Here is a 17,864-nt window from a genome sequence, read left to right as displayed (position 1 = left end):
TTCCTGTTATTCGGTGCAACCCGGCTTCAAGTTTAGCGCGCGCGCCACCTCGGCGAGATCGAAGGCGGTCACGGCTTTGTCGTCGTGCACGGCGAACAGCGCGCCGCTGGGGAAGGCCGCGGTGGCCGCCGCGTGCAGGGTCACGCCGTCGGTGTGCGCGGTGACCTTGCCCTCGAAGCTGCCCACCGCCTGCAGGCTGGTGCGGTCGAACAGGTGGAAGATGGTCAGCGGCGCCAGCTGGTCCACCGCGATCCAGTAGCCGCCGCCGTCGGGGCAGGTCCACAGCGCCACGCCCTCGGCCTCGGCGCCGAAGGCGCGGTCGGGCAGGCTGCGGCCGGTGTAGCGGCCGCTGAAGGTGTATTCGCGCAGGGTGGACTCGTGGCGGCGGTCTTCGTCGGCGATCAGCAGGCGGTCGTTGGCGGGGTCGCCGCCGATCGATTCGACCATGCGCAGCGCGGTGGCCTCGTGGGTGTCGCCGAAGGAGCCGCCGTAGTTGGCGCGCAGGCGGCCGTCCTGGTCGAACTGCACGCGGTAGCGGCGCACGCGCTGGTCCAGCTCGTTCCACGGCGGCACCTGGTCGAACTTCTTGCCGTACATGAAGCTGTCGGTCACGTAGACCTCCAGTTCGCCCGGCTCGGTCTCGGTCAGCCAGATGCCGTAGGGGCTGCGCAGCTGCTCGTCGCCGAAGCTGCCCAGCGGCTTGAAGTCGGGCAGGTCGAACACCTGCACGCGGTGGTTGTCGCGCTCGACCACGAACAGGTGGTCGGCGTACACGGCGATGCCGTTGGGGCGGTCGAACTGGCCCAGTTCCTTGCCCTCGCTGCCGTAGGTGCGCAGCGCTTCGCCGGTGTCGGCGTCGTACACGCTCAGGCGGTGGGTGGACTTGCCGGTGGCGATCAGCCAGGTCTTGCCGTCCTCGGTGGGCCAGGTCGCCAGCGAGTCCAGTTCCTCCTGCGGCGACTCGACCGAGACATAGCGCTCGTCCACGGTCTTGAGCGCGGCGCCGTCGACGGCGGCTTTGGCGGGCGGAGCGGCGGGCTGCGTGGTGGCGCAGGCGGCGAGCAGGGCGGCCAGGCTGGCCGCGGCAAGAAGGCGGAGAGTCATGGGCGGCAAGTGTATGCGGGCGGCGTGTGGATTTGTGATGCCGGTCGCGTCCGCCGGGCGCTTATGATTTATCGCTATATGCGGATGGAGCGATTGACACCCGGTCCGGCCCTGGGCAGACTGGCGCCATCCATCGAGACCGGCTGAGGGACAGGCCCTTAGAAGCCGGGGCAACCCAACGCGGCGCAAGCCGCGCGAAGGTGCCAATTCCTGCGACAGGCTGCGCGCCGGTCGGAAGATGGTTGCGGCGTACGCCTGCGGGCGTAGCGGCGACTTGCAGCTCGATGGCTCCCGTCACTTCGGATGCCCGCCATGAGCTTCGCCCCCGCCGCCGCTTACGCCGAACCGCTGGCCTACGAGCGCTTCGATGCCGCCACCACCTCCCTCTTCGAACGCGCCGATGCCGCGCGCGGCGAACTGCGCGTGGAACTCGCGCTGCGCCATGCCGGACTGCGCACGCTGACGCTGCGCTACGAGGTCCAGGGCGACCGCGCGCTGCCGGCGCTGTTCGTCGCCGGCGGCATTTCCGCCCACCGTCACCTCGCGCCCAGCCGCAGCTATCCGGAAGCGGGCTGGTGGGAGAGCCAGGTCGGCCGCGGCCTGGCCCTGGATCCGTCGCGCTACTGCCTGGTGTCCTTCGACTGGATCGGCGCCGACGGCAGCCTGGACGCGGCGCTGGATCCGGCCGATCAGGCCGATGCGGTGGCCGCGGTGCTGGACGCGCTGCGCATCGAACGCCTGCAGGCCTTCGTCGGTTATTCCTACGGTGCCATGGTCGGCCTGCAGTTCGCCGCGCGCCATCCGCAGCGCCTGGATGCGCTGGTTTCGATCAGCGGCACTCACCGCGCCCATCCGTATGCCGCCGCCTGGCGCGCGCTGCAGCGCCGCGCGGTCGCGCTGGGCGCGCTGCAATGCGACGAGGCCCAGGGCCTGGCGCTGGCGCGCGAACTGGCGGTGCTGAGCTACCGCACGCCGGAGGAATTCGCCGAGCGTTTCGGCGCGGCGCAGGTGGTCGACGGCCGCGTGCGCGTGGACGCCGAGGACTACCTGGACCATTGCGGCGCCAAGTACGTGGCGCGCACGCCGGCCACCGCCTTCCTGCGCCTGTCCGAATCCATCGACCTGCAGCAAGTCGACCCCACGGCGATTCGCATTCCGGTCACCGTGGTCGCGGTCAGCGAAGACCGCCTGATTCCGCTGGGCGAGTCCTACGACCTGGTCGAGCGCCTGCGCGGCGAAACCCGCCTGCGCGTGCTGCGCTCGATCTACGGGCACGACGCCTGCCTGAAGGAACAGTCCCAGATCGACACCATTCTTCGCGAAGCGTTGGCCGACTGTACGTCGGCGGCCGCCTGAGCATTCATTCCTACGGAGCGGCCCCTTGAGCATCGAATCGACTTCCAACCCCGTGCGCAACGCACGCAACGCCTGCACCGCCGCGGTGCGCGCCGGCATCGACCGCGACGCGGCCTACGGCGCGGTGACGCCGCCGATCGTGCTGTCGTCGAACTTCAGCTTCGCCGGCTACAACGACAAGCGCCAGTACGACTACACCCGCAGCGGCAACCCCACCCGCGACCTGCTAGGCGAGGCGCTGGCGGAGCTGGAAGGCGGCGCCGGTGGCGTCGTCACCTCCACCGGCATGTCGGCCATCACCCTGGTGCTGCACGCCTTCCTCAAGCCCGGCGACCGCGTCGTGGTGCCGCACGACGGCTACGGCGGCAGCTGGCGCCTGTTCAACGCGCTCGCGGCCAAGGGCGCGTTCGAGCTCATCACCGCCGACCTCACCGACCCGCGCTCGCTGACCGAGGCGCTGGCCGGCAAGCCGGCCGTGGTCTGGATCGAAACCCCGTCCAACCCGCTGCTGCGCATCACCGACCTGCGCTTCGTGATCGAGGCCGCGCACGCCCAGGGCGCGCTGACCGTGGTCGACAACACCTTCCTGTCGCCGGCGCTGCAGCGTCCGATCGCGTTCGGCGCCGACCTGGTCGTGCATTCGACCACCAAGTACATCAACGGCCACAGCGACGTGGTCGGCGGCGCGGTCGTGGCCAAGAGCGCCGAGCACCATCAGCAGCTGACCTGGTGGGCCAATGCGCTGGGCCTGACCGGCTCGCCCTTCGACGCCTTCCTGACCCTGCGCGGCCTGCGCACGCTGGACGCGCGCCTGCGCGTGCACCAGGAAAACACCCTGGCCATCGCCGAGTTGTTGGATAAGCACCCGGCGGTGCGCGTGGTGCACTACCCGGGCCTGGCCTCGCACCCGGGCCATGCGCTGGCCGCGCGCCAGCAGCAGGGCTTCGGCGCCATGCTCAGCGTCGAGATCGACGGCGGCGAAGACGCGGTGCGCGCCTTCGTCGACGGCTTGAGCTGTTTCACCCTGGCCGAATCGCTGGGCGGCGTGGAAAGCCTGGTCGCGCACCCGGCCACCATGACCCATGCGGCGATGTCGCCGGAAGCGCGCGCGGCCGCCGGCATCGGCGACGGGCTGCTGCGTCTGTCGGTGGGCATCGAACACGTCGACGACCTGATCGCCGATCTCGAGGCCGCGCTGGAACGCGCCAGCGCCGCGGTGGCCACGGCGGCGCGCGCGAAACGATGAACGCCGCGGCCAGCGCCCTGCACGGGCAAGCGATCGCGCAGGCGCCGGCGCCGCCTCCCTCCCCAACGTCCGGCGTGGCGCCTGCGCGGGTGGCTTTGCTCGGCACCGGCACGGTCGGCGGCGCGGTGCTGGCGCGGCTGGCTTCCTGGCGCGGCCGCGCGATCGGCGAGCGCCTGCAGCTGGTGCACGTGGCCAACTCGCGCCGCGCGGCGGCCGATGCGGGCGGCCTGCTGCCCGAGCACGCGGCGACCGCGTTGGCCGCTTCCGAGCTGCGAAGCTCGCTGGACACCGTCGCCGACGCGCTGCGCGGCGACGGCGCGCGCGTGGTCATCGACGCCACCGCCAGCGAGGCGGTGGCCGAGCGCCACGCGCAGTGGCTGGCGCAGGGCATCCACGTGGTCACCGCCTGCAAGATCGGCCAGGGCACCAGCCTGGCGCGCTGGCGCGCGATCCGCGAGGCCTGCGCGGCCGGCCGCGTCGGCTACGGCGACAGCGCCACCGTCGGCGCGGGCCTGCCGCTGCTGCGTTCCCTGCGCGAGTTGCAGGCCGGCGGCGACCGCATCCATGCCATCGCCGGCGTGCTCTCGGGCTCGCTGGCCTGGCTGTTCAATCATTACGACGGCATGCGCCCGTTCTCGACCCTGGTGCGTCAGGCGCGCGACGCCGGTTACACCGAGCCCGATCCGCGCGACGACCTGTCGGGCGAGGACGTGCGGCGCAAGCTGCTGATCCTGGCGCGCGCGGCCGGCGTGGCGCTGGAGGCGGGCGAGGTCCAGGTCTCCTCGCTGGTGCCGTCGGAACTGGCGATCCTGTCGGCCGAGAGCGTGGATGCGGCGCTGCCCGCGCTGGACGCGCCGCTGCGCGACCGCTACGCGGCCGCGTACAAGAACGGCGAGAAGCTGCGCTTCATCGCGCGCCTGCAGGACGGCGCGGCACGCGTGGGCCTGGAGTCGCTGCCGGCCGATCATCCGCTGGCCGGCGGCGCCGGCACCGACAACAAGGTCGCGATCTGGTCCGACCGTTACAGCGAACAGCCGTTGGTGGTGCAGGGGCCGGGCGCGGGCGCTGCGGTCACTGCGGCGGGGTTGCTGGACGACGTGCTGCGGCTGGCGCACTAACCGCGATTCGCTTGGCCTTGGGGTAGGAGCGGCGTAAGCCGCGACCGTCCCTCAGCCGAAGCTGCGTGGTCGCGGCTCACGCCGCTCCTACCCCAAAGCAGAGCGGCGTTGCCTTTCGCTTTCTGTGGGAGCGGCGTGAGCCGCGATGCTTTTCAGTCTCTGCGCCCGCATCGGTGTTTCGCGGCGATCGAAGTGGCGCGGTCGCGGCTTGCGCCGTTCCTGCCTGTAGGTAACTAAGATTGCGGCATAAACCAAACGGCCGCCTGCGTGCAGGCGGCCGTGCGAGCTCGTCGGATAAATCCGGGGCGCCGGCCCGAGGGGAGGCCGGCGCCCCGAGGCAAGCGCCGCGGCAGGGACCGTGGCGCTGCGCAAGCTCAGGGCGTGCCGTCGCCGGCGCGCCTCACTTCAGTCCGTCGCTGACGGCGGTGGCCAGGCTGCCCTGGGCGTCGTCGCCGCTGAACTCCCAGAAGAACGCGCCGCCCAGGCCCTGCGCCTTCACGTAGCCCATCTTCTCGATGATCATCGCCGGCGTGTCGTAGCTCCAGAACGTAGTGCCGTCGTACTTCCAGGTGGCGCGCGCGGTGGCGTCGGTGTAGACCGTGCCCGGGCGGTTCTTGAGCACCTTGTAGTCCTCGTTGCCCGCCTCGTAGGTGCCCGGCGCCGCGCTGCCGCTCTGGTACAGGCCGTTGTTGACGTTGGGCACGTTGGTCCAGCCGCGGCCGTAGAAACCGATGCCCAGATTGAGCTTGGACGCCGGCACGCCGCGCGAGAGGAAGCCTTCCATCGCGTCGTTGCTGTTGTACTGCAGGGCGTCGCCGGTGGACGGATCGCTGGGCGAGTCGAACAACGCGGTGTGATGGTTGGTCCTGGCCTCCCACGTGCCGTGGAAGTCGTAGGTCATCACGTTGATGTAGTCCAGGTACTGGTGATACGCCGCCGGATTGGTGACCCGGATCTTGTCGATGCCGGCGCCGGCGGCGATGGTCAGCAGCAGGCCGGGGCGCACCGCGTTGAGCTGGCTGCGGAATTCGGCCAGCAGGGCGGTGAAGTTGGCGCTTTCCTCCGCGGTGCCGCAGCTCAGGCCGCAAGCGGCCGGATATTCCCAGTCCAGGTCGATGCCGTCGAACACGCCCGCTGCCGCGCCCACGCCGCCGGCGCCGTCGGTGACCGGCAGGTTGCCGCGGATGTAGGCGTCGATGCACGAGGCGACGAAGGCCTGGCGGTTCTCCGGACGCGCTGCGCTGGCGAAACCGCGCGACCAGGTCCAGCCGCCCAGCGAGATCAGCACCTTCAGGCCCGGGTACTTGGCCTTGAGCTGCTTGAGCTGGTTCCAGTTGCCGCGCAGCGGCTGGTCCCAGGTGTCGGCGGCGCCGCTCACGCTTTCACCGGCGCCGAAGGCCTTGGTGTAGTCGGCGAACGCGTCGCCGCCCTCGCCGGTGGATTCGTTACTGGGGATGGTCACGCCCACCTGGCAGCGGTTGTTGCGCACGTTGCCGAAGGCGTAGTTGATGTGGGTCAGCTTGGCCGCCGAGCCGCTGGTGTCGATGTTCTTGACCCGGTAGTTGCGGCCGTAGATACCCCACTGGGTGAAGTAGCCGATCACCCGCTTGTTGCCGCCGCCGCCGCCCTGGGTGGTGCTGACGCTGATCTGCGCACTCTGCGCCGAGGCGTTGCCGGCGTTGTCGCGGGCGCGCACGCGGAAGGCGTAGCTGGTGTTGGCGGTCAGGCCGGTGGCGGTGTAGCTGGTGGCGGTGGGCGAGGCGATCAGCGCGCCGTCGCGGTATACGTCGTAGCCGGCCACGCCGCTGCCGCCGCTGTTGTCGGTGGACGCGTTCCAGCTCAGCGCGATGCTGCTGGAGGTCTGCGAAGGCGAGGCCAGGCCGCCGGGCACGCTGGGCGGCGTGGTGTCGTTGCTGACCGTGGTCACGGTCACCGTGGCGGTGGCCGAGGTCGCGGTGGCGCCGTTGTTGTCGGTGGCCACGGCCTTGAACGCGTGGCTGCCGGCGGTGGCGTTGTTCCAGGTCACGCTGTAGGGCGAGTTGGTATCCACGCCCAGCGACACCGTGCCGCGGAAGAATTCGACTTGGGCGACGCTGCCGTCGCTGTCGGACGCGTTGGCGCTGACGGCGATGTTGGCGCCGGTGTTGTAGCTGGCGCCGTTGCTGGGCGCGGTCAGGCTCACGCTGGGCGATTGGTTGCCGCCGGTGCCGCAGGCGCCCAGGTCGGTGTACCAGCCGCAGCTGGGGCAGTGCGTCGGCGGCGCGTTCCAGATCTGGATGTTCGCCTGGTACAGGCGGTTCTGATAGACCAGCTTGTCGCCGGGGTTGTAGATGGTGGCCGAATTCCATGCGGCCACGCCGCTGCAGCTGGCGCTTTGCGCCCATGCCGAGGCGGTCCATGACGTGGCCAGCAGGCAGGCCAGCGCCAGGCTGGCCGATCTGGTGGACCAAGCCTGCTTCAACCGAGCGTGCTTCAATCGAGCGTGCTTCATTGCGTCCTCTCCCGTGTGCGAAGTCCGATGCGAAACCCGCGCCGTCGCCGGCCGGGCAAGGTCCCTCTGTGTGCTGGAAAGGAGGCGGTGGCGCCTCGGTACTGCGCGGGAGGTTCGACGACCTCCTCGTATGCGCCGCGGTGCGGCGGGTGAACGGTGCTGCGGTTCCCTCCGGAGCGTGGTTCGGCGGCGCGCGGTCGCGGTCGGCGCCGGTTTCGGCCACCGAGGCTGCCATTGCTGACAACGTTGTCAAACGTGGAAATACGGCTTTGCGCAATAGTTCACAAATATCTGTGACAACGACGGTCAGATAAGTGCGCGTTTGTTGCGTTGCAGCGCAATCCAATTGTCTTGAAGACAATCGCACTGTGTGTTGCGACGGCAAGTGGCGGTTGCGAATGGCGGCGGATGCGCGGCCAAGCCTGCTGTCTGTAGGAGCGGCGCAAGCCGCGATGGGACCGACCAGCGCTAGCGGCCGCATCGCGGCGTGCGCCGCTGCCACAGGAAGTCGTCGAGTGCGGGCGGCCGCGCTCCGGCGCGGCTCAGTGCGTGCCGGATCGCTTGCGCAGTTCGGCCACCGCCTGCGGCGTGGCGGCGCTGTCGCCGCGCAGCCAGTTGGCCAGGGCGGCGACCTCGCGGTCGTCCAGGTCCTGGGCGAAGCCGGGCATGGGCTGCATGCGCTCCAGGCCGGGCAGGTCGTGTTCGGGCAGGCCGTCGAGGAGGGCGACGATCAGGTTGTGCGGGTCGGCGTCGCGCACGCTGCTGTTGCCGGCCAAGGCCGGTGCGACGTGCGGCACGCCCTCGCGTTCGCGGCCGTGGCAGCCCGCGCACAGGTCCAGGTAATGGCGGCGTGCGCCGGGGTCGTTGCCGGTGCGCGGGCCGGCCGCGCGCGGCGCGGGCGGCCGGTCGCCGAGCAAATAGGTGTTCATGGCGTCCAGATCGGCGGCGCTGAGGCGGCTCGTGGACAGGCGCACCACGGTCAGCATTTCGTCCGAGGCTACCGCGTGCGCGTTGAGGCCGGTGCCCAGGTAGGCGCGCAGTTGCGCCGCATCCCAGCCGCGCGCGGCCAGGCCTTGCGGCGTGATGTCGGGCGCGGCAAAGCGGCCCAGTTCGTTGTTGCCGCCCAGCGGACGCTTGCGGTCGAGCTGCCCCGCCCAACCGCGCGGGCTGTGGCATTCGCCGCAATGGCCCAGGGTGTCGACCAGATAGCGGCCGCGCTGCCACGCCGGCGAGTCGCCTTGCGAGGCAGGTGCGGGCGCATCGCCGGCACCGGCGAAGGCCAGGTTCCACAGGGCGATGCCGCTGCGGATGTTGAAGGGAAAGCGCACGCCGTTCTTGCGGTTGGGCTGCGACACCGCGGGCTGCTGCATCAGATAGGCGTAGATCGCGTCCGAGTCCGCGCGCGCGATGCCGCGGTAGGACACGTAGGGCATGGCCGGGTACAGCTGGTGGCCGTCGCGCGCTTCTCCGCGGGTCAGCGCGTGGTGGAAATCGTCGGCGGTGTAGCGGCCGATGCCGTGCTCGGGATCGGGCGTGATGTTGGTGCCGTGGATGGTGCCGAACGGCGACGGCAGCGGTACGCCGCCAGCGAACGGCGCGCCGCCGGGCGCGGTATGGCAGGCGGCGCAGTCGGCGGCGTCGGTGAGATAACGGCCGCGCGCGAACTGCTCGGGCGTGGCCGTGACCCGCTGCACCGGCCCGCGCGAGGACCACCATTGCAGCAGCGCGCTGCCCAGCAGCCACACCACGGCCAGCAGCAGGGCCCAGGCCACGACGCGGCGCCAGCCCACCCGGGTCACGGCGCGTCCTCCCTGACCAGGCCGGGCGTGGCCAGCGCCACCGCCTTCACCGCCTGGTAGTAGCGCACGTAGCCGGTGCAGCGGCACAGGTGCGGGTCCAGCGCGTCGGTGATCGTGGCTTCCAGTTCGGACTTGGCCACCGGCGCCTTGCGCAGGCGTTCCAGCAGCACGGTGGCGGCGTTGACGAAGCCGGGCGTGCAGTAGCCGCACTGGAAGCTGTAGTGATCCAGGAACGCCTGCTGCACCGGCGAAAGCTGCACGATCGCGCCGGTGTCGTCGCGCTGCGCGTGGCCTTCGACGGTGCGGATGCGCTTGCCGGCGAAGTAGTGCGCGCCGGTGATGCAGCTGCGCACCTCGCGCGGGCCGTGCTCGTCGTCGACGATCACCGTGCAGGCGCGGCACACGCCCTGGCCGCAGCCGAAGCGGGTGCCGGTGAGCCCCAGGTACTCGTGCAGCACGTCGATCAGCATCATGTCCTCGGGCACCTGCAGGGGCCCGTGGGCACGGCCGTTGACGGTCAGGCTCAGCGGTAGGGTGACGATGCCGTCGCTCATGCGCTGGCCTCCTGCGTAGCCGGCGCGCCGCGCAGCGCGGCCCGCACTTTGTCGGCGGTGATCGGCAGTTCGCGGAAACGGTGGCCGGTGGCGTGGGCTACGGCGTTGGCGATGGCCGGCACCACCGCGATCATCACCACTTCGGCCATGCCCTTGGGCGGGTCGGTGTCGGACAGCGGCGGCAGCACCTCGCCGGTCTGCGCCCACACCGCCACGTCGCGCGCGCGCGGCAGCTGGTAGCGGTTGAAGTTCCAGCTGCCGTTGCCGGGGCCGTCCTCGTACAGCGGCAGGTATTCGTGCAGCGCGTGACCGATGCCCATGGCCAGGCCGCCCTGCAATTGGCCGGACACCAGCTCGGGCACGATCTGGTTGCCGCATTCCAGGATCGAGTGGTGGTTGAGCAGTTCCACCGCGCCGCTGGCGCTGTCCACCGCGACTTCGGCCAGGGTGCCGATGGCGCTGTAATAGACCACCCCGGCGTTGTTGCGCTGGGTCGGCGGGTAATAGGCGCGGCTGCGTTCGAGCATGCGGTAGCCGTTGGCGGTGGGCGTGCCGCGGCCGCTGGCCTGGCCGTCGCCCCAGCGCAGGGCCAGGCCGTCCAGCGGCAGGCGCGCGTCGTCGCCGTCCAATGGGAAGTCGGCCTGCGCCCATTGCCAGCGGTTGAAGGTGTGCACCACCGCGCCGGTGGGCAGGCCCAGTTCGTAGGCTTTGGCCGCCAGCTGCGCCAGCGTCAGCGGCGCCAGGCTGGCGGCGGTCAGGCGGCCTTCGATCCAGCGCGCGTCCTCGCGCCGCACCACCAGCGGCGACAACTGGCCGCCGCCGTAGCCCTGACCCCACAAGGCCAGCGCCGCCGGCCACAGACCCTGTGTGAAGAGCAGCCGCGCCGCCTCGCGGGTGGCGTGGCCGTAGAAATACGCGGAGTTGCTGGCGCTGCTCGGGATCACCCGGTTCGGCGTCCAGCGCGGATTGCCCTGCTGCCGGTCCTGTTCGGCCTGGCTCATCAGCCAGGGATCGCCGGTGGCGACCATCGGCAACTCCGGCCAGTCGACTTCGCCGGTGCGCACTTCGTCGGCGGGGCGGCCCAGCCATTGCATGCACAGCGCGGCCTGGCTGGTGGCCATGCCGGTGCCCATTTCCACCGCGACCTGGCGTAGCACCACGCGGCCCTCGCGCGACAGCGAGACTTCGGCGAAGGCCGACTCGGCGCCGGTGCCGAAATCCTTCTGCACGCAGCCGAAGCCCACGCCGTAGCGCTTGCCCGGATGCTGGGCCTCGTACTCGCGCTTGCGTTGCGCACGCTGCTGCCACAGCGGGTGCGCGCGCGCCTTGGCCAGCACTTCGTCGGCGCGCTGGGCGCCGCCGGGGATCGCGCCCTGGGTGTTCTTCATGCCGGTCTTGAACACGTTGCGCTGGCGCAGTTCGATCGCGTCCACGCCGAGCTCGGCGGCCACTTCGTCCACCAGCATTTCGGTGGCGCCCATGCTCTGCAAGGTGCCGTAGCCGCGCGCCGAACCCGCGTCGAGCGCGCGCGAGGCGATCACGGTGCTGGCCAGGTCGCTGCGCGGGAAGTAGTAGATCGACTGCGCCGCGGTCGCAGCCACCAGGCACACCGAGGGCGAGAAATTCCGCCGGCCGCCGCCGTCCCCGGTCATGTCGCCCTGGAACAGTTCGAACTTGCCGCTACGCTTGTCCACCGCGATGCGGTAACGCATGCGGAAGCTGTGGCGCTTGAGGCTGGCCTGGAACTGCTCGTAGCGGTCGTTGGCCAGGCGCACCGCGCGGCCGTCGCCGTACAGGCCGGCGATCAGGGCGTAGAACGGATACGGGTTGTGGTCCTTGGAGCCGTAGCCGACGGTGTAGCAGGGGTGCAGCACCAGCCGCTTCACGCCCAGGCCGCTGGCGGCGAGCACGCGCGCGCCGTCCTCGGCGATCTCCTGCGGCGACTGCGTGGTCACCACCAGGTGCAGGGTGGCGCTGTCGCGGTCGTACCAGCCGTTGCCGTTGTCCGGCTCCAGCGCAGCGGTGTCGATGGATTGCGAGAAGTATTCGCGCTGCAATACCAGCTTGCCGTCGCCGGGCGCGTCCAACGCGGCCGTGATCGCCGCAGCGTGGGCCATGCCTTGCGCGTCCAGGCCGCCGGCCGCGTCGGCGGCCGGCCATTGCGGCTGATTCTTGCGGTAGCCCGAGGGGAACAGCGGTGTGTCCTTGAGGCTGGAATAGGCGTCGTCGTCGAACGGCGTGGCGCCGCCCACGCGCACGTAGCGGAAGCTGGCCCAGGGGTCGCGCTGCAGCGGCCCGGTCTGCGCGCCCCAACGGATCAGGTCGTCGCGGAACTTGAGCCGCGTCTTGGCCGCGCGGAAGCGCGCGTAGTCGTGCCAGATCAGGAAGGCCACGGCCTGGCCCAGGTAGGCCGGCGTGGCGCCTTCGGGCAGCAGCAGGTCCTGGCCGTAGAACGGCGGAAACCCCAGGCCGTCGCGCTGCAGGTCGGCGGCGGTCACGATGCGGTCGGGCTGCAGCTGCGGTCCCAGCACCGACAGGTCGTGGCCGGCGTAGGCGCGGTCGGCGCGGGTCACCCGCAGCAGCATCGCGTGCGCCTGCTCGCGCGGCCAGCCGGGCAGGTCGCGCGAACGCACGTCGAAGCTGAAGAGTTTTTCGCCGGTGACCTTGGCGGTCGCGTCGACGCGGTAGCGGATCTTGCCGGTGGCCGGGTCCCAGGGCAGCGGCCGCAGCCGCTCGCGTTCGAACAACGCGGCCAGCGCGCTGCTGCCGGGCGCGGCCACATACACCGCGATGCCCGCCACCACGCTGGACTTGAGGAAATCGCGACGGCTGAGGCTGGCTGGCATGCAGGAGCGTCCTAGCTGGCTCGGGCCATAGTGAGCGCAGCCAGCGCGCGGGTAAATCCCCCGGTGCGCGCCGCGGCGGCGGGGGCCATGTCGGCGTGGGCGCCGTGTACGGCGCGTGAGGGCCGCTCAGCCGGCGTAGGCCTGGCGGATCGCGTCGGCGGCTTCGGCCGGCCGCACTTGCAGCAGGAAGTGAGGAGCGTCCAGTTCGATGCAGCGCGCCTGCGGTTGCACGCTGCGGATATGCGTCCAGCTGCGTCGCGAGACCAGGCGGTCGTGGCGACCGCGCAGGTACAGCAACGGACACTCCACCTGGGCCAGCGCGGCGGTTTCGTCGGCGCGGCTGCCCGCACGCATGCGGGTGCGCAGCACCGCCGCGTCCAGCGAGTCCAACGCCGCGCGCGTGCGCGCCAGCCACTGCGGGTCCGCCCAGCGGCCGAGCATGGCCGCCGCGATCCAGGACGTGGGCAGCCGCTGCAAGGGCAATAGCGCGCCGATTCCACCCAGCCACGACGCGGGCAGCAGCCAGCCCGGCGGTTGCGGCGCGCGCGCAAAGCTCGCGCACAGCACCAGGCCGCGCAGGCCCGCAGGCCGTTCCGCGGCCAGGCGGATCGCGATGGGGCCGGAGAAGGATTCGCCGATCAACAGGAAAGGCTGCTGCGTCGGCAGGCGATCGCGTACCCGATCCGTCAGTGCGTCGAAGCCCAGTGCGACGTCGCGCGGGTAGGTCACAACCTCCGCTTGCAGTTGAGGCGCGAGCGCGGCGGCGAACTCCATCAGCAGTTCACCGGTGCCGTCCATGCCGGGCAGGATCAGGCAGCGCAGTGGTGCGCTCATGCCAGCATCGCGGCGAGCAGGCTTGGAGGCGTATCAGCGAGCCGGTGCACGAGCGGCGGCACCCAGGCGGCTGGACAGCTCATCCAATTGGGCCAGCCATCGCTCCAGCTCCGCTTCGGCCCACAGTTCGTAAAGTTCCGAGCCCTTGGCGTCGCGTACGCGTGCGATCGCCGCCTGGGCCTGTGGTGCGAGCGCACGCAGCCGGTCCGCGGGCTGCTGCCGCAGCCATGCGGCCAAATCGGCCGGCAGCTTTTTGCTGGGTCGGCCCATAGCGGCGGCGACGACTTCTGCGGCTACGAGCGCGTCGACCCCTTCCGGGGACGCCAAGTAGCGGGCGGAATGAGCGGAGGTCAGGGCGTTGCGGACGGAGTCGACGCTGCCGGACTCGGCCCAGTCCGAGGCGGTATCCAGTGCCTGGTCGTTATCGAACTGCCCGTAGTCCCATGTGCCCGCATGCGCCGAAGCGGCAAAGGCGAGGAGCAAGAGTGCGATGAGGGATTTCATGAGTGCGCTCCTGACGACGGACATATCGTGCAGCCGCCATGCTAATGCTCCGTGGTGGCCGGGGCTATCGGTGTACGCCTTGCGCTTCTTCGCCGCGGGGCGCGTCCCGCTCGCGCTATGCGGGGCGAACGCCATCCAACTGCCGATGCAGCCGATCCAACGCCTTCAGCACCAGCGGCCGGTGTCGCGCCAGTTTCATCCAGGTCGGCAGGCGCGCGATCATGCTCTTGCCGTGGGTCGCGCCGCGGCGTTCGCGTTGGTCGGCGGCGACGTAGCGGCGCAGTTCGGCCAGGTGCTCGGCGTTATAGGCCCACAGCAGGCCGGCGCGGGTGGGTTCGATCAGGCGCAGCGGCAGGCCGAAGTGCGGGTCCCAGCCGTCGCGCTGTTCGACGCAGCGGATGGCGCTGAGCGTCACCTGGCTCTCATGGCCGCATACGCTGCAGCGCGCGGGCAGGGTGTCGGTCTGCGCGGCGACGCGCTGTTGGGGCAGCGTCGACATGCGCTCGCCGCGGTTGGGCAGGCATTGCCGCGCGTGCAGCCATTGATGGCCGCAATAGCCGCAAGGGCGGCGGCCCCAACGGTAGACCGCACCCAGCCAATCCTCGCGTTCGCTGCGCGCGTCCAGGCCGCAGTGCGCGCAGACATAGACGGCGTTCCAGCGGTGGCTCGCCCATTGCGCGCGCACCGTGCCGGGAGCATCGCAGCGCGGGCAGCGCACTTCCACGCGTTCGGCGTAGGCGCCCAGCCAGCGGCCGTCGTCGCGGTGGCGGGCGGGCGCGTTCAAAGCGGAATCAGCACTCGATCACGTTCACGGCCAAACCGCCGCGCGAGGTTTCCTTGTACTTGTCCTGCATATCGCGGCCGGTGTCGCGCATGGTCTTGATCACCTTGTCCAGGCTGACCTTGTGCTTGCCGTCGCCGCGCATGGCCATGCGGTAGGCGTTGATCGCCTTGACCGCGCCCATGGCGTTGCGTTCGATGCAGGGAATCTGGACCAGGCCGCCGATGGGGTCGCAGGTCAGCCCCAGGTTGTGTTCCATGCCGATCTCGGCCGCGTTCTCGATCTGGCTGGCCGTGCCGCCCAGCGCGCCGACCAGGCCGGCGGCGGCCATCGAGCAGGCCACGCCGACCTCGCCCTGGCAGCCGACTTCGGCGCCGCTGATCGAGGCGTTCTCCTTGTACAGGATGCCGACCGCGGCGGCCGTGAGCAGGAAGTTGCGCACGCCCTGCAGGTTGGCGCCGGGGCAGAAGCGGTCGTAGTAGTGCAGCACGGCCGGAATGATGCCGGCGGCGCCGTTGGTGGGCGCGGTGACCACGCGGCCGCCGGCCGCGTTCTCTTCGTTGACCGCCAGCGCGTACAGGTTGACCCAGTCCAGCACGGTCAGCGGGTCGCGCATGGCCGCCTCGGGCTTGGTCGACAGTTCGGCGTGCAGCGCCGGCGCGCGGCGCGAGACGTGCAGGCCGCCGGGCAGGGTGCCGGTTTCGCGCACGCCGCGGTTCACGCAGGCCTGCATGGCCTGCCAGATCTCGTCCAGGCCGGCGTTGATCTCCTCGTCGCTGCGCCACACGCGCTCGTTGGCCATCATCAGCTCGGCGATGCTCAAGCCGCTGCGCTGGCACTGCGCGAGCAGTTCGTCGCCGGAGTGGAAGGGGTAGGCCAGTTCGGTGGTGTCGGCGACGATGCGGTCTTCGGCCGCTTCGTCCTGATTGACCACGAAGCCGCCGCCGACGGAGTAGTAATCGCGCGTGGCGATGACCTCGCCGGCCGCGTCGAAGGCGGTGAAGCGCATGCCGTTGGTGTGGAACGGCAGCTTCTGACGCTTGTTCATGATGAGGTCGTGCTTCTCGTCGAAGCCGATCTCGCGCTGGCCGCCGAGCAGGATGCGCTTGCTGGCGCGGATGCGCTCCAATGCCGGCGGAATGACGTCCGGGTCGATCTGGTTGGGCAGGTGGCCTTCCAGGCCCATCAGCACGGCCTTGTCGGTGCCGTGGCCGCGGCCGGTCAGCGCCAGCGAGCCGAACACTTCGGCGCGCACGCGCGCCACGTCCTGCAGGCGGCCGTGTTCGATCACCCATTTTTCGACGAAGCGCGCGGCCGCGCGCATCGGACCGACGGTGTGCGAGGAACTCGGCCCGATGCCGATCTTGAAAAGGTCGAAGGTGCTGACGGCCATGGTGCGGGGGATGCTCGGCTGGAGGGCGATGGGACGCGGTCAGCGTCCGTTGGCGATCTTGCGGTAGCGGGCGCTGCGGCGTTCGTCTGGAGCGCGCAGCAGCAGGGTCTTGGCGTCGGCCAGGCTCACCGCGTATTCCCAGTGCTGCCCGGTGGCGGCATGGTCGATGAGCAGCCGGCAGGTCTTGGGGTCGAAGGTCCAACTGCCGCCCAGCAGTTCCGGGCGCTGGTGCAGCCACGAGTCGAAGCCGTTGCGTCCGTCGCTTCGGCTCAGCTCGAACTGCTCGAAATCGCCTTCGCCGCCGCTCTGCCAGGCCGCGATCAGTTGCGCCTGCGTCACCGTGCAGTCGGGCGCCGCCCACGCGGCGGCCGGCGCCAGCAGCAGGGCGCCCAGCACGGCGGTGTGGATCGCGCGCAAAACCATGGTTCCCGTCCCGTTCGGACTCGCGGCTATTCTAGACGCTAGCGGGGCCCCGCCACCTCAGTACGCAAGCGCATGCACTTGACCCTGTACCAACGCGACGATTGCCACCTCTGCGATCTGGCCCTGGCCGTGCTGGCACAGGCGCGGGCGCCGGAGTTCGAGAGCGTCTTCATCGACGAGGACGAGGCGCTGGAGCAGCGCTATGGCGTGCGGGTGCCGGTGTTGCGCGACGAAGAGGGCGGGCGCGAACTGGACTGGCCGTTCGATGCGGGCCGCTTGGCGCAGTGGCTGGCGGCCGCTTGAGCTCCGGTCGCGGCTTCGCTTCCTTGAGCCGCTAGCCCGGCAGCACCCGATCCTGGAAGCCGGCCAAGTCCGCGATCGCGGCCTGGAACTGCTGCAGGCACGACGGCAGGTCCACGGCGGTCCGCGGCGGCAGTTCGTGGACGAGATCCCAGCCGCCGTCGTCGTTTTCCCGGCGCAGCTCCGTCTCGATCCGCCATGCCTGCTCCTGCCACAGCAGGCTCGCGCTGAGTTCGTATTCGCGTCCGTCGGCGGTCGAGACGTACAGGCACATCGGCAGGCAGCCCTGGTATTGCGCGACAGTGCCGCCGTGGTGGGCCTTGAACGGGCGCGCGCTCAGGTTCAGGCCGATGCGCGCCCGGCTCGCACCCGCCGCGAGGTAGTGCGCGCGCAGAGCCTGCAGTTGCTCCCTGCGGTCCTGGATGTCGCTCAGGAAGCTCACCACACCGCGGCTATGGATATCCATCCCCGCCTCCCGGCCGGTCCGTTGGGCCAGCACGAAAGGCCGGAGCCCAGGCTCCGGCCCGTCTATCGCCAAATCCCGCGCTTACTTGGCCGGCAGCAGCGTCAGCTTGGTGCTGACCGCGACTTCGTTGGGGATGATCGAGGTGTCGGCCCAGTCGCCGCCGCCCACGCCGAAGTCCAGGCGCTTGACCGTGGCCTTGCCGCTGAGCACCGGCTTGGCGCCCGGGGTCCAGGTGAAGGTCAGGGTCACCGGCTTGGTCACGCCGCGCAGGCTCAGGCTGCCGTCGGCGGCGTAGTTGTTGCCGCCCAGGCTGCGCACCTTGGTCGCGGCGAAGCGCGCCGTGGGGAATTTGGCGATGCTGAAGAAATCCGCGCCCTTGAGGGTGTCATCGCGCTCGGCGTTCTTGGTGTCGGCGCCGGCCATGGTGATGAGCACGTCGAACTTGGACGCGGCCAGGTTGGCCGGGTCGAAGCTGATCTTGCTGGCGAAGTTGGGGAAGCGGCCGCTGAACACTTCGCCCTGGTACTTGGTGGCGAAGGTCAGGCTGGAACCCGGCGCCTGCACGTAGTCGGCGGCGTAGGCCGGCGCGGCGGCCAGCAGCAGGGCGTAGGCGAGGGGCTTAAGGGGCATCGGGGTTCTCCGGGGCGGG

16 protein-coding genes and 1 riboswitch are annotated in these 17,864 nt (G+C 70.6%); of the genes, 4 read left to right on the top strand and 12 right to left on the bottom strand.

Going from position 1 to position 17,864, the window contains the following annotated elements; translation table 11 throughout:
• Nucleotides 1-6 precede the first annotated feature (6 nt).
• Nucleotides 7-1,104, bottom strand: coding sequence for an NHL repeat-containing protein (locus DX914_RS10265; protein ID WP_115858879.1), 1,098 nt, complete (start codon nucleotides 1,102-1,104; stop codon nucleotides 7-9).
• A 127-nt stretch (nucleotides 1,105-1,231) separates the two neighbouring features.
• Nucleotides 1,232-1,349, top strand: a riboswitch (SAM riboswitch).
• Between the two features lie 67 nt (nucleotides 1,350-1,416).
• Between DX914_RS10265 and metX the strand changes: the two genes are divergently transcribed.
• The 3 genes from metX to DX914_RS10250 are packed head-to-tail and all read left to right on the top strand — an operon-like array spanning nucleotide 1,417 to nucleotide 4,824.
• Nucleotides 1,417-2,460 carry a homoserine O-succinyltransferase MetX gene (gene metX, locus DX914_RS10260; RefSeq protein WP_115858878.1) on the top strand — a complete coding sequence of 348 codons (1,044 nt, stop codon included), beginning with the start codon at nucleotides 1,417-1,419 and terminating at the stop codon, nucleotides 2,458-2,460.
• A 52-nt stretch (nucleotides 2,461-2,512) separates the two neighbouring features.
• Nucleotides 2,513-3,706: an O-succinylhomoserine (thiol)-lyase gene (locus DX914_RS10255; RefSeq protein ID WP_115859216.1), complete on the top strand. Its 1,194-nt coding sequence runs from the start codon at nucleotides 2,513-2,515 to the stop codon at nucleotides 3,704-3,706.
• Nucleotides 3,703-4,824, top strand: coding sequence for a homoserine dehydrogenase family protein (locus DX914_RS10250; protein ID WP_115858877.1), 1,122 nt, complete (start codon nucleotides 3,703-3,705; stop codon nucleotides 4,822-4,824). The genes DX914_RS10255 and DX914_RS10250 overlap by 4 nt, the downstream gene beginning before the upstream one ends.
• 400 nt (nucleotides 4,825-5,224) lie before the next feature.
• On the opposite strand, the gene DX914_RS20730 is transcribed toward DX914_RS10250, so the two are convergent.
• From DX914_RS20730 to DX914_RS10205, 9 genes are all read right to left on the bottom strand, one after another.
• The gene (locus DX914_RS20730) at nucleotides 5,225-7,315 is read right to left on the bottom strand and encodes a glycosyl hydrolase family 18 protein (RefSeq protein WP_115858876.1); all 2,091 of its coding nucleotides are present in this window, start codon (nucleotides 7,313-7,315) and stop codon (nucleotides 5,225-5,227) included.
• A gap of 542 nt (nucleotides 7,316-7,857) precedes the next feature.
• On the bottom strand, nucleotides 7,858-9,114 hold the full coding sequence (locus DX914_RS10240) for a cytochrome c (RefSeq protein ID WP_196778859.1): 1,257 nt from the start codon (nucleotides 9,112-9,114) through the stop codon (nucleotides 7,858-7,860).
• A complete protein-coding gene (locus DX914_RS10235; protein WP_115858874.1) occupies nucleotides 9,111-9,668 on the bottom strand; it encodes a (2Fe-2S)-binding protein in 558 nt (185 codons plus the stop codon). The genes DX914_RS10240 and DX914_RS10235 overlap by 4 nt, the downstream gene beginning before the upstream one ends.
• Nucleotides 9,665-12,514, bottom strand: a complete 2,850-nt coding sequence (locus DX914_RS10230; protein WP_115858873.1) for a xanthine dehydrogenase family protein molybdopterin-binding subunit — start codon at nucleotides 12,512-12,514, stop codon at nucleotides 9,665-9,667. The genes DX914_RS10235 and DX914_RS10230 overlap by 4 nt, the downstream gene beginning before the upstream one ends.
• A 126-nt stretch (nucleotides 12,515-12,640) precedes the next feature.
• A complete protein-coding gene (locus DX914_RS10225) occupies nucleotides 12,641-13,348 on the bottom strand; it encodes an alpha/beta fold hydrolase (RefSeq protein ID WP_115858872.1) in 708 nt (235 codons plus the stop codon).
• Between the two features lie 33 nt (nucleotides 13,349-13,381).
• The gene (locus tag DX914_RS10220) at nucleotides 13,382-13,852 is read right to left on the bottom strand and encodes a DUF4259 domain-containing protein (RefSeq protein ID WP_158549235.1); all 471 of its coding nucleotides are present in this window, start codon (nucleotides 13,850-13,852) and stop codon (nucleotides 13,382-13,384) included.
• Nucleotides 13,853-13,967: 115 nt separating this feature from the next.
• Entirely contained in the window at nucleotides 13,968-14,636 is a 669-nt protein-coding gene (locus DX914_RS10215) for a hypothetical protein (protein WP_115858870.1), read from the bottom strand.
• Between the two features lie 7 nt (nucleotides 14,637-14,643).
• Nucleotides 14,644-16,026 (bottom strand): L-serine ammonia-lyase, encoded by a 1,383-nt coding sequence (locus DX914_RS10210; RefSeq protein WP_115858869.1) that lies wholly within the window; start codon nucleotides 16,024-16,026, stop codon nucleotides 14,644-14,646.
• A 39-nt stretch (nucleotides 16,027-16,065) separates the two neighbouring features.
• On the bottom strand, nucleotides 16,066-16,449 hold the full coding sequence (locus DX914_RS10205; protein ID WP_115858868.1) for a hypothetical protein: 384 nt from the start codon (nucleotides 16,447-16,449) through the stop codon (nucleotides 16,066-16,068).
• 72 nt (nucleotides 16,450-16,521) lie between these two features.
• Between DX914_RS10205 and DX914_RS10200 the strand changes: the two genes are divergently transcribed.
• Nucleotides 16,522-16,752: a glutaredoxin family protein gene (locus tag DX914_RS10200; protein WP_115858867.1), complete on the top strand. Its 231-nt coding sequence runs from the start codon at nucleotides 16,522-16,524 to the stop codon at nucleotides 16,750-16,752.
• A gap of 31 nt (nucleotides 16,753-16,783) precedes the next feature.
• On the opposite strand, the gene DX914_RS10195 is transcribed toward DX914_RS10200, so the two are convergent.
• Together DX914_RS10195 and DX914_RS10190 are read right to left on the bottom strand one after the other, a co-directional pair.
• Nucleotides 16,784-17,215 carry a hypothetical protein gene (locus DX914_RS10195; protein ID WP_115858866.1) on the bottom strand — a complete coding sequence of 144 codons (432 nt, stop codon included), beginning with the start codon at nucleotides 17,213-17,215 and terminating at the stop codon, nucleotides 16,784-16,786.
• Between the two features lie 81 nt (nucleotides 17,216-17,296).
• On the bottom strand, nucleotides 17,297-17,845 hold the full coding sequence (locus DX914_RS10190) for a YceI family protein (protein WP_115858865.1): 549 nt from the start codon (nucleotides 17,843-17,845) through the stop codon (nucleotides 17,297-17,299).
• Between the last annotated feature and the right edge of the window lie 19 nt (nucleotides 17,846-17,864).

This window comes from Lysobacter silvisoli (genome assembly GCF_003382365.1).
GTDB lineage: Bacteria > Pseudomonadota > Gammaproteobacteria > Xanthomonadales > Xanthomonadaceae > Lysobacter > Lysobacter silvisoli.
Note: the sequence above shows the minus strand (reverse complement) of the source record. Positions and strands in the feature narration are given on the sequence as shown.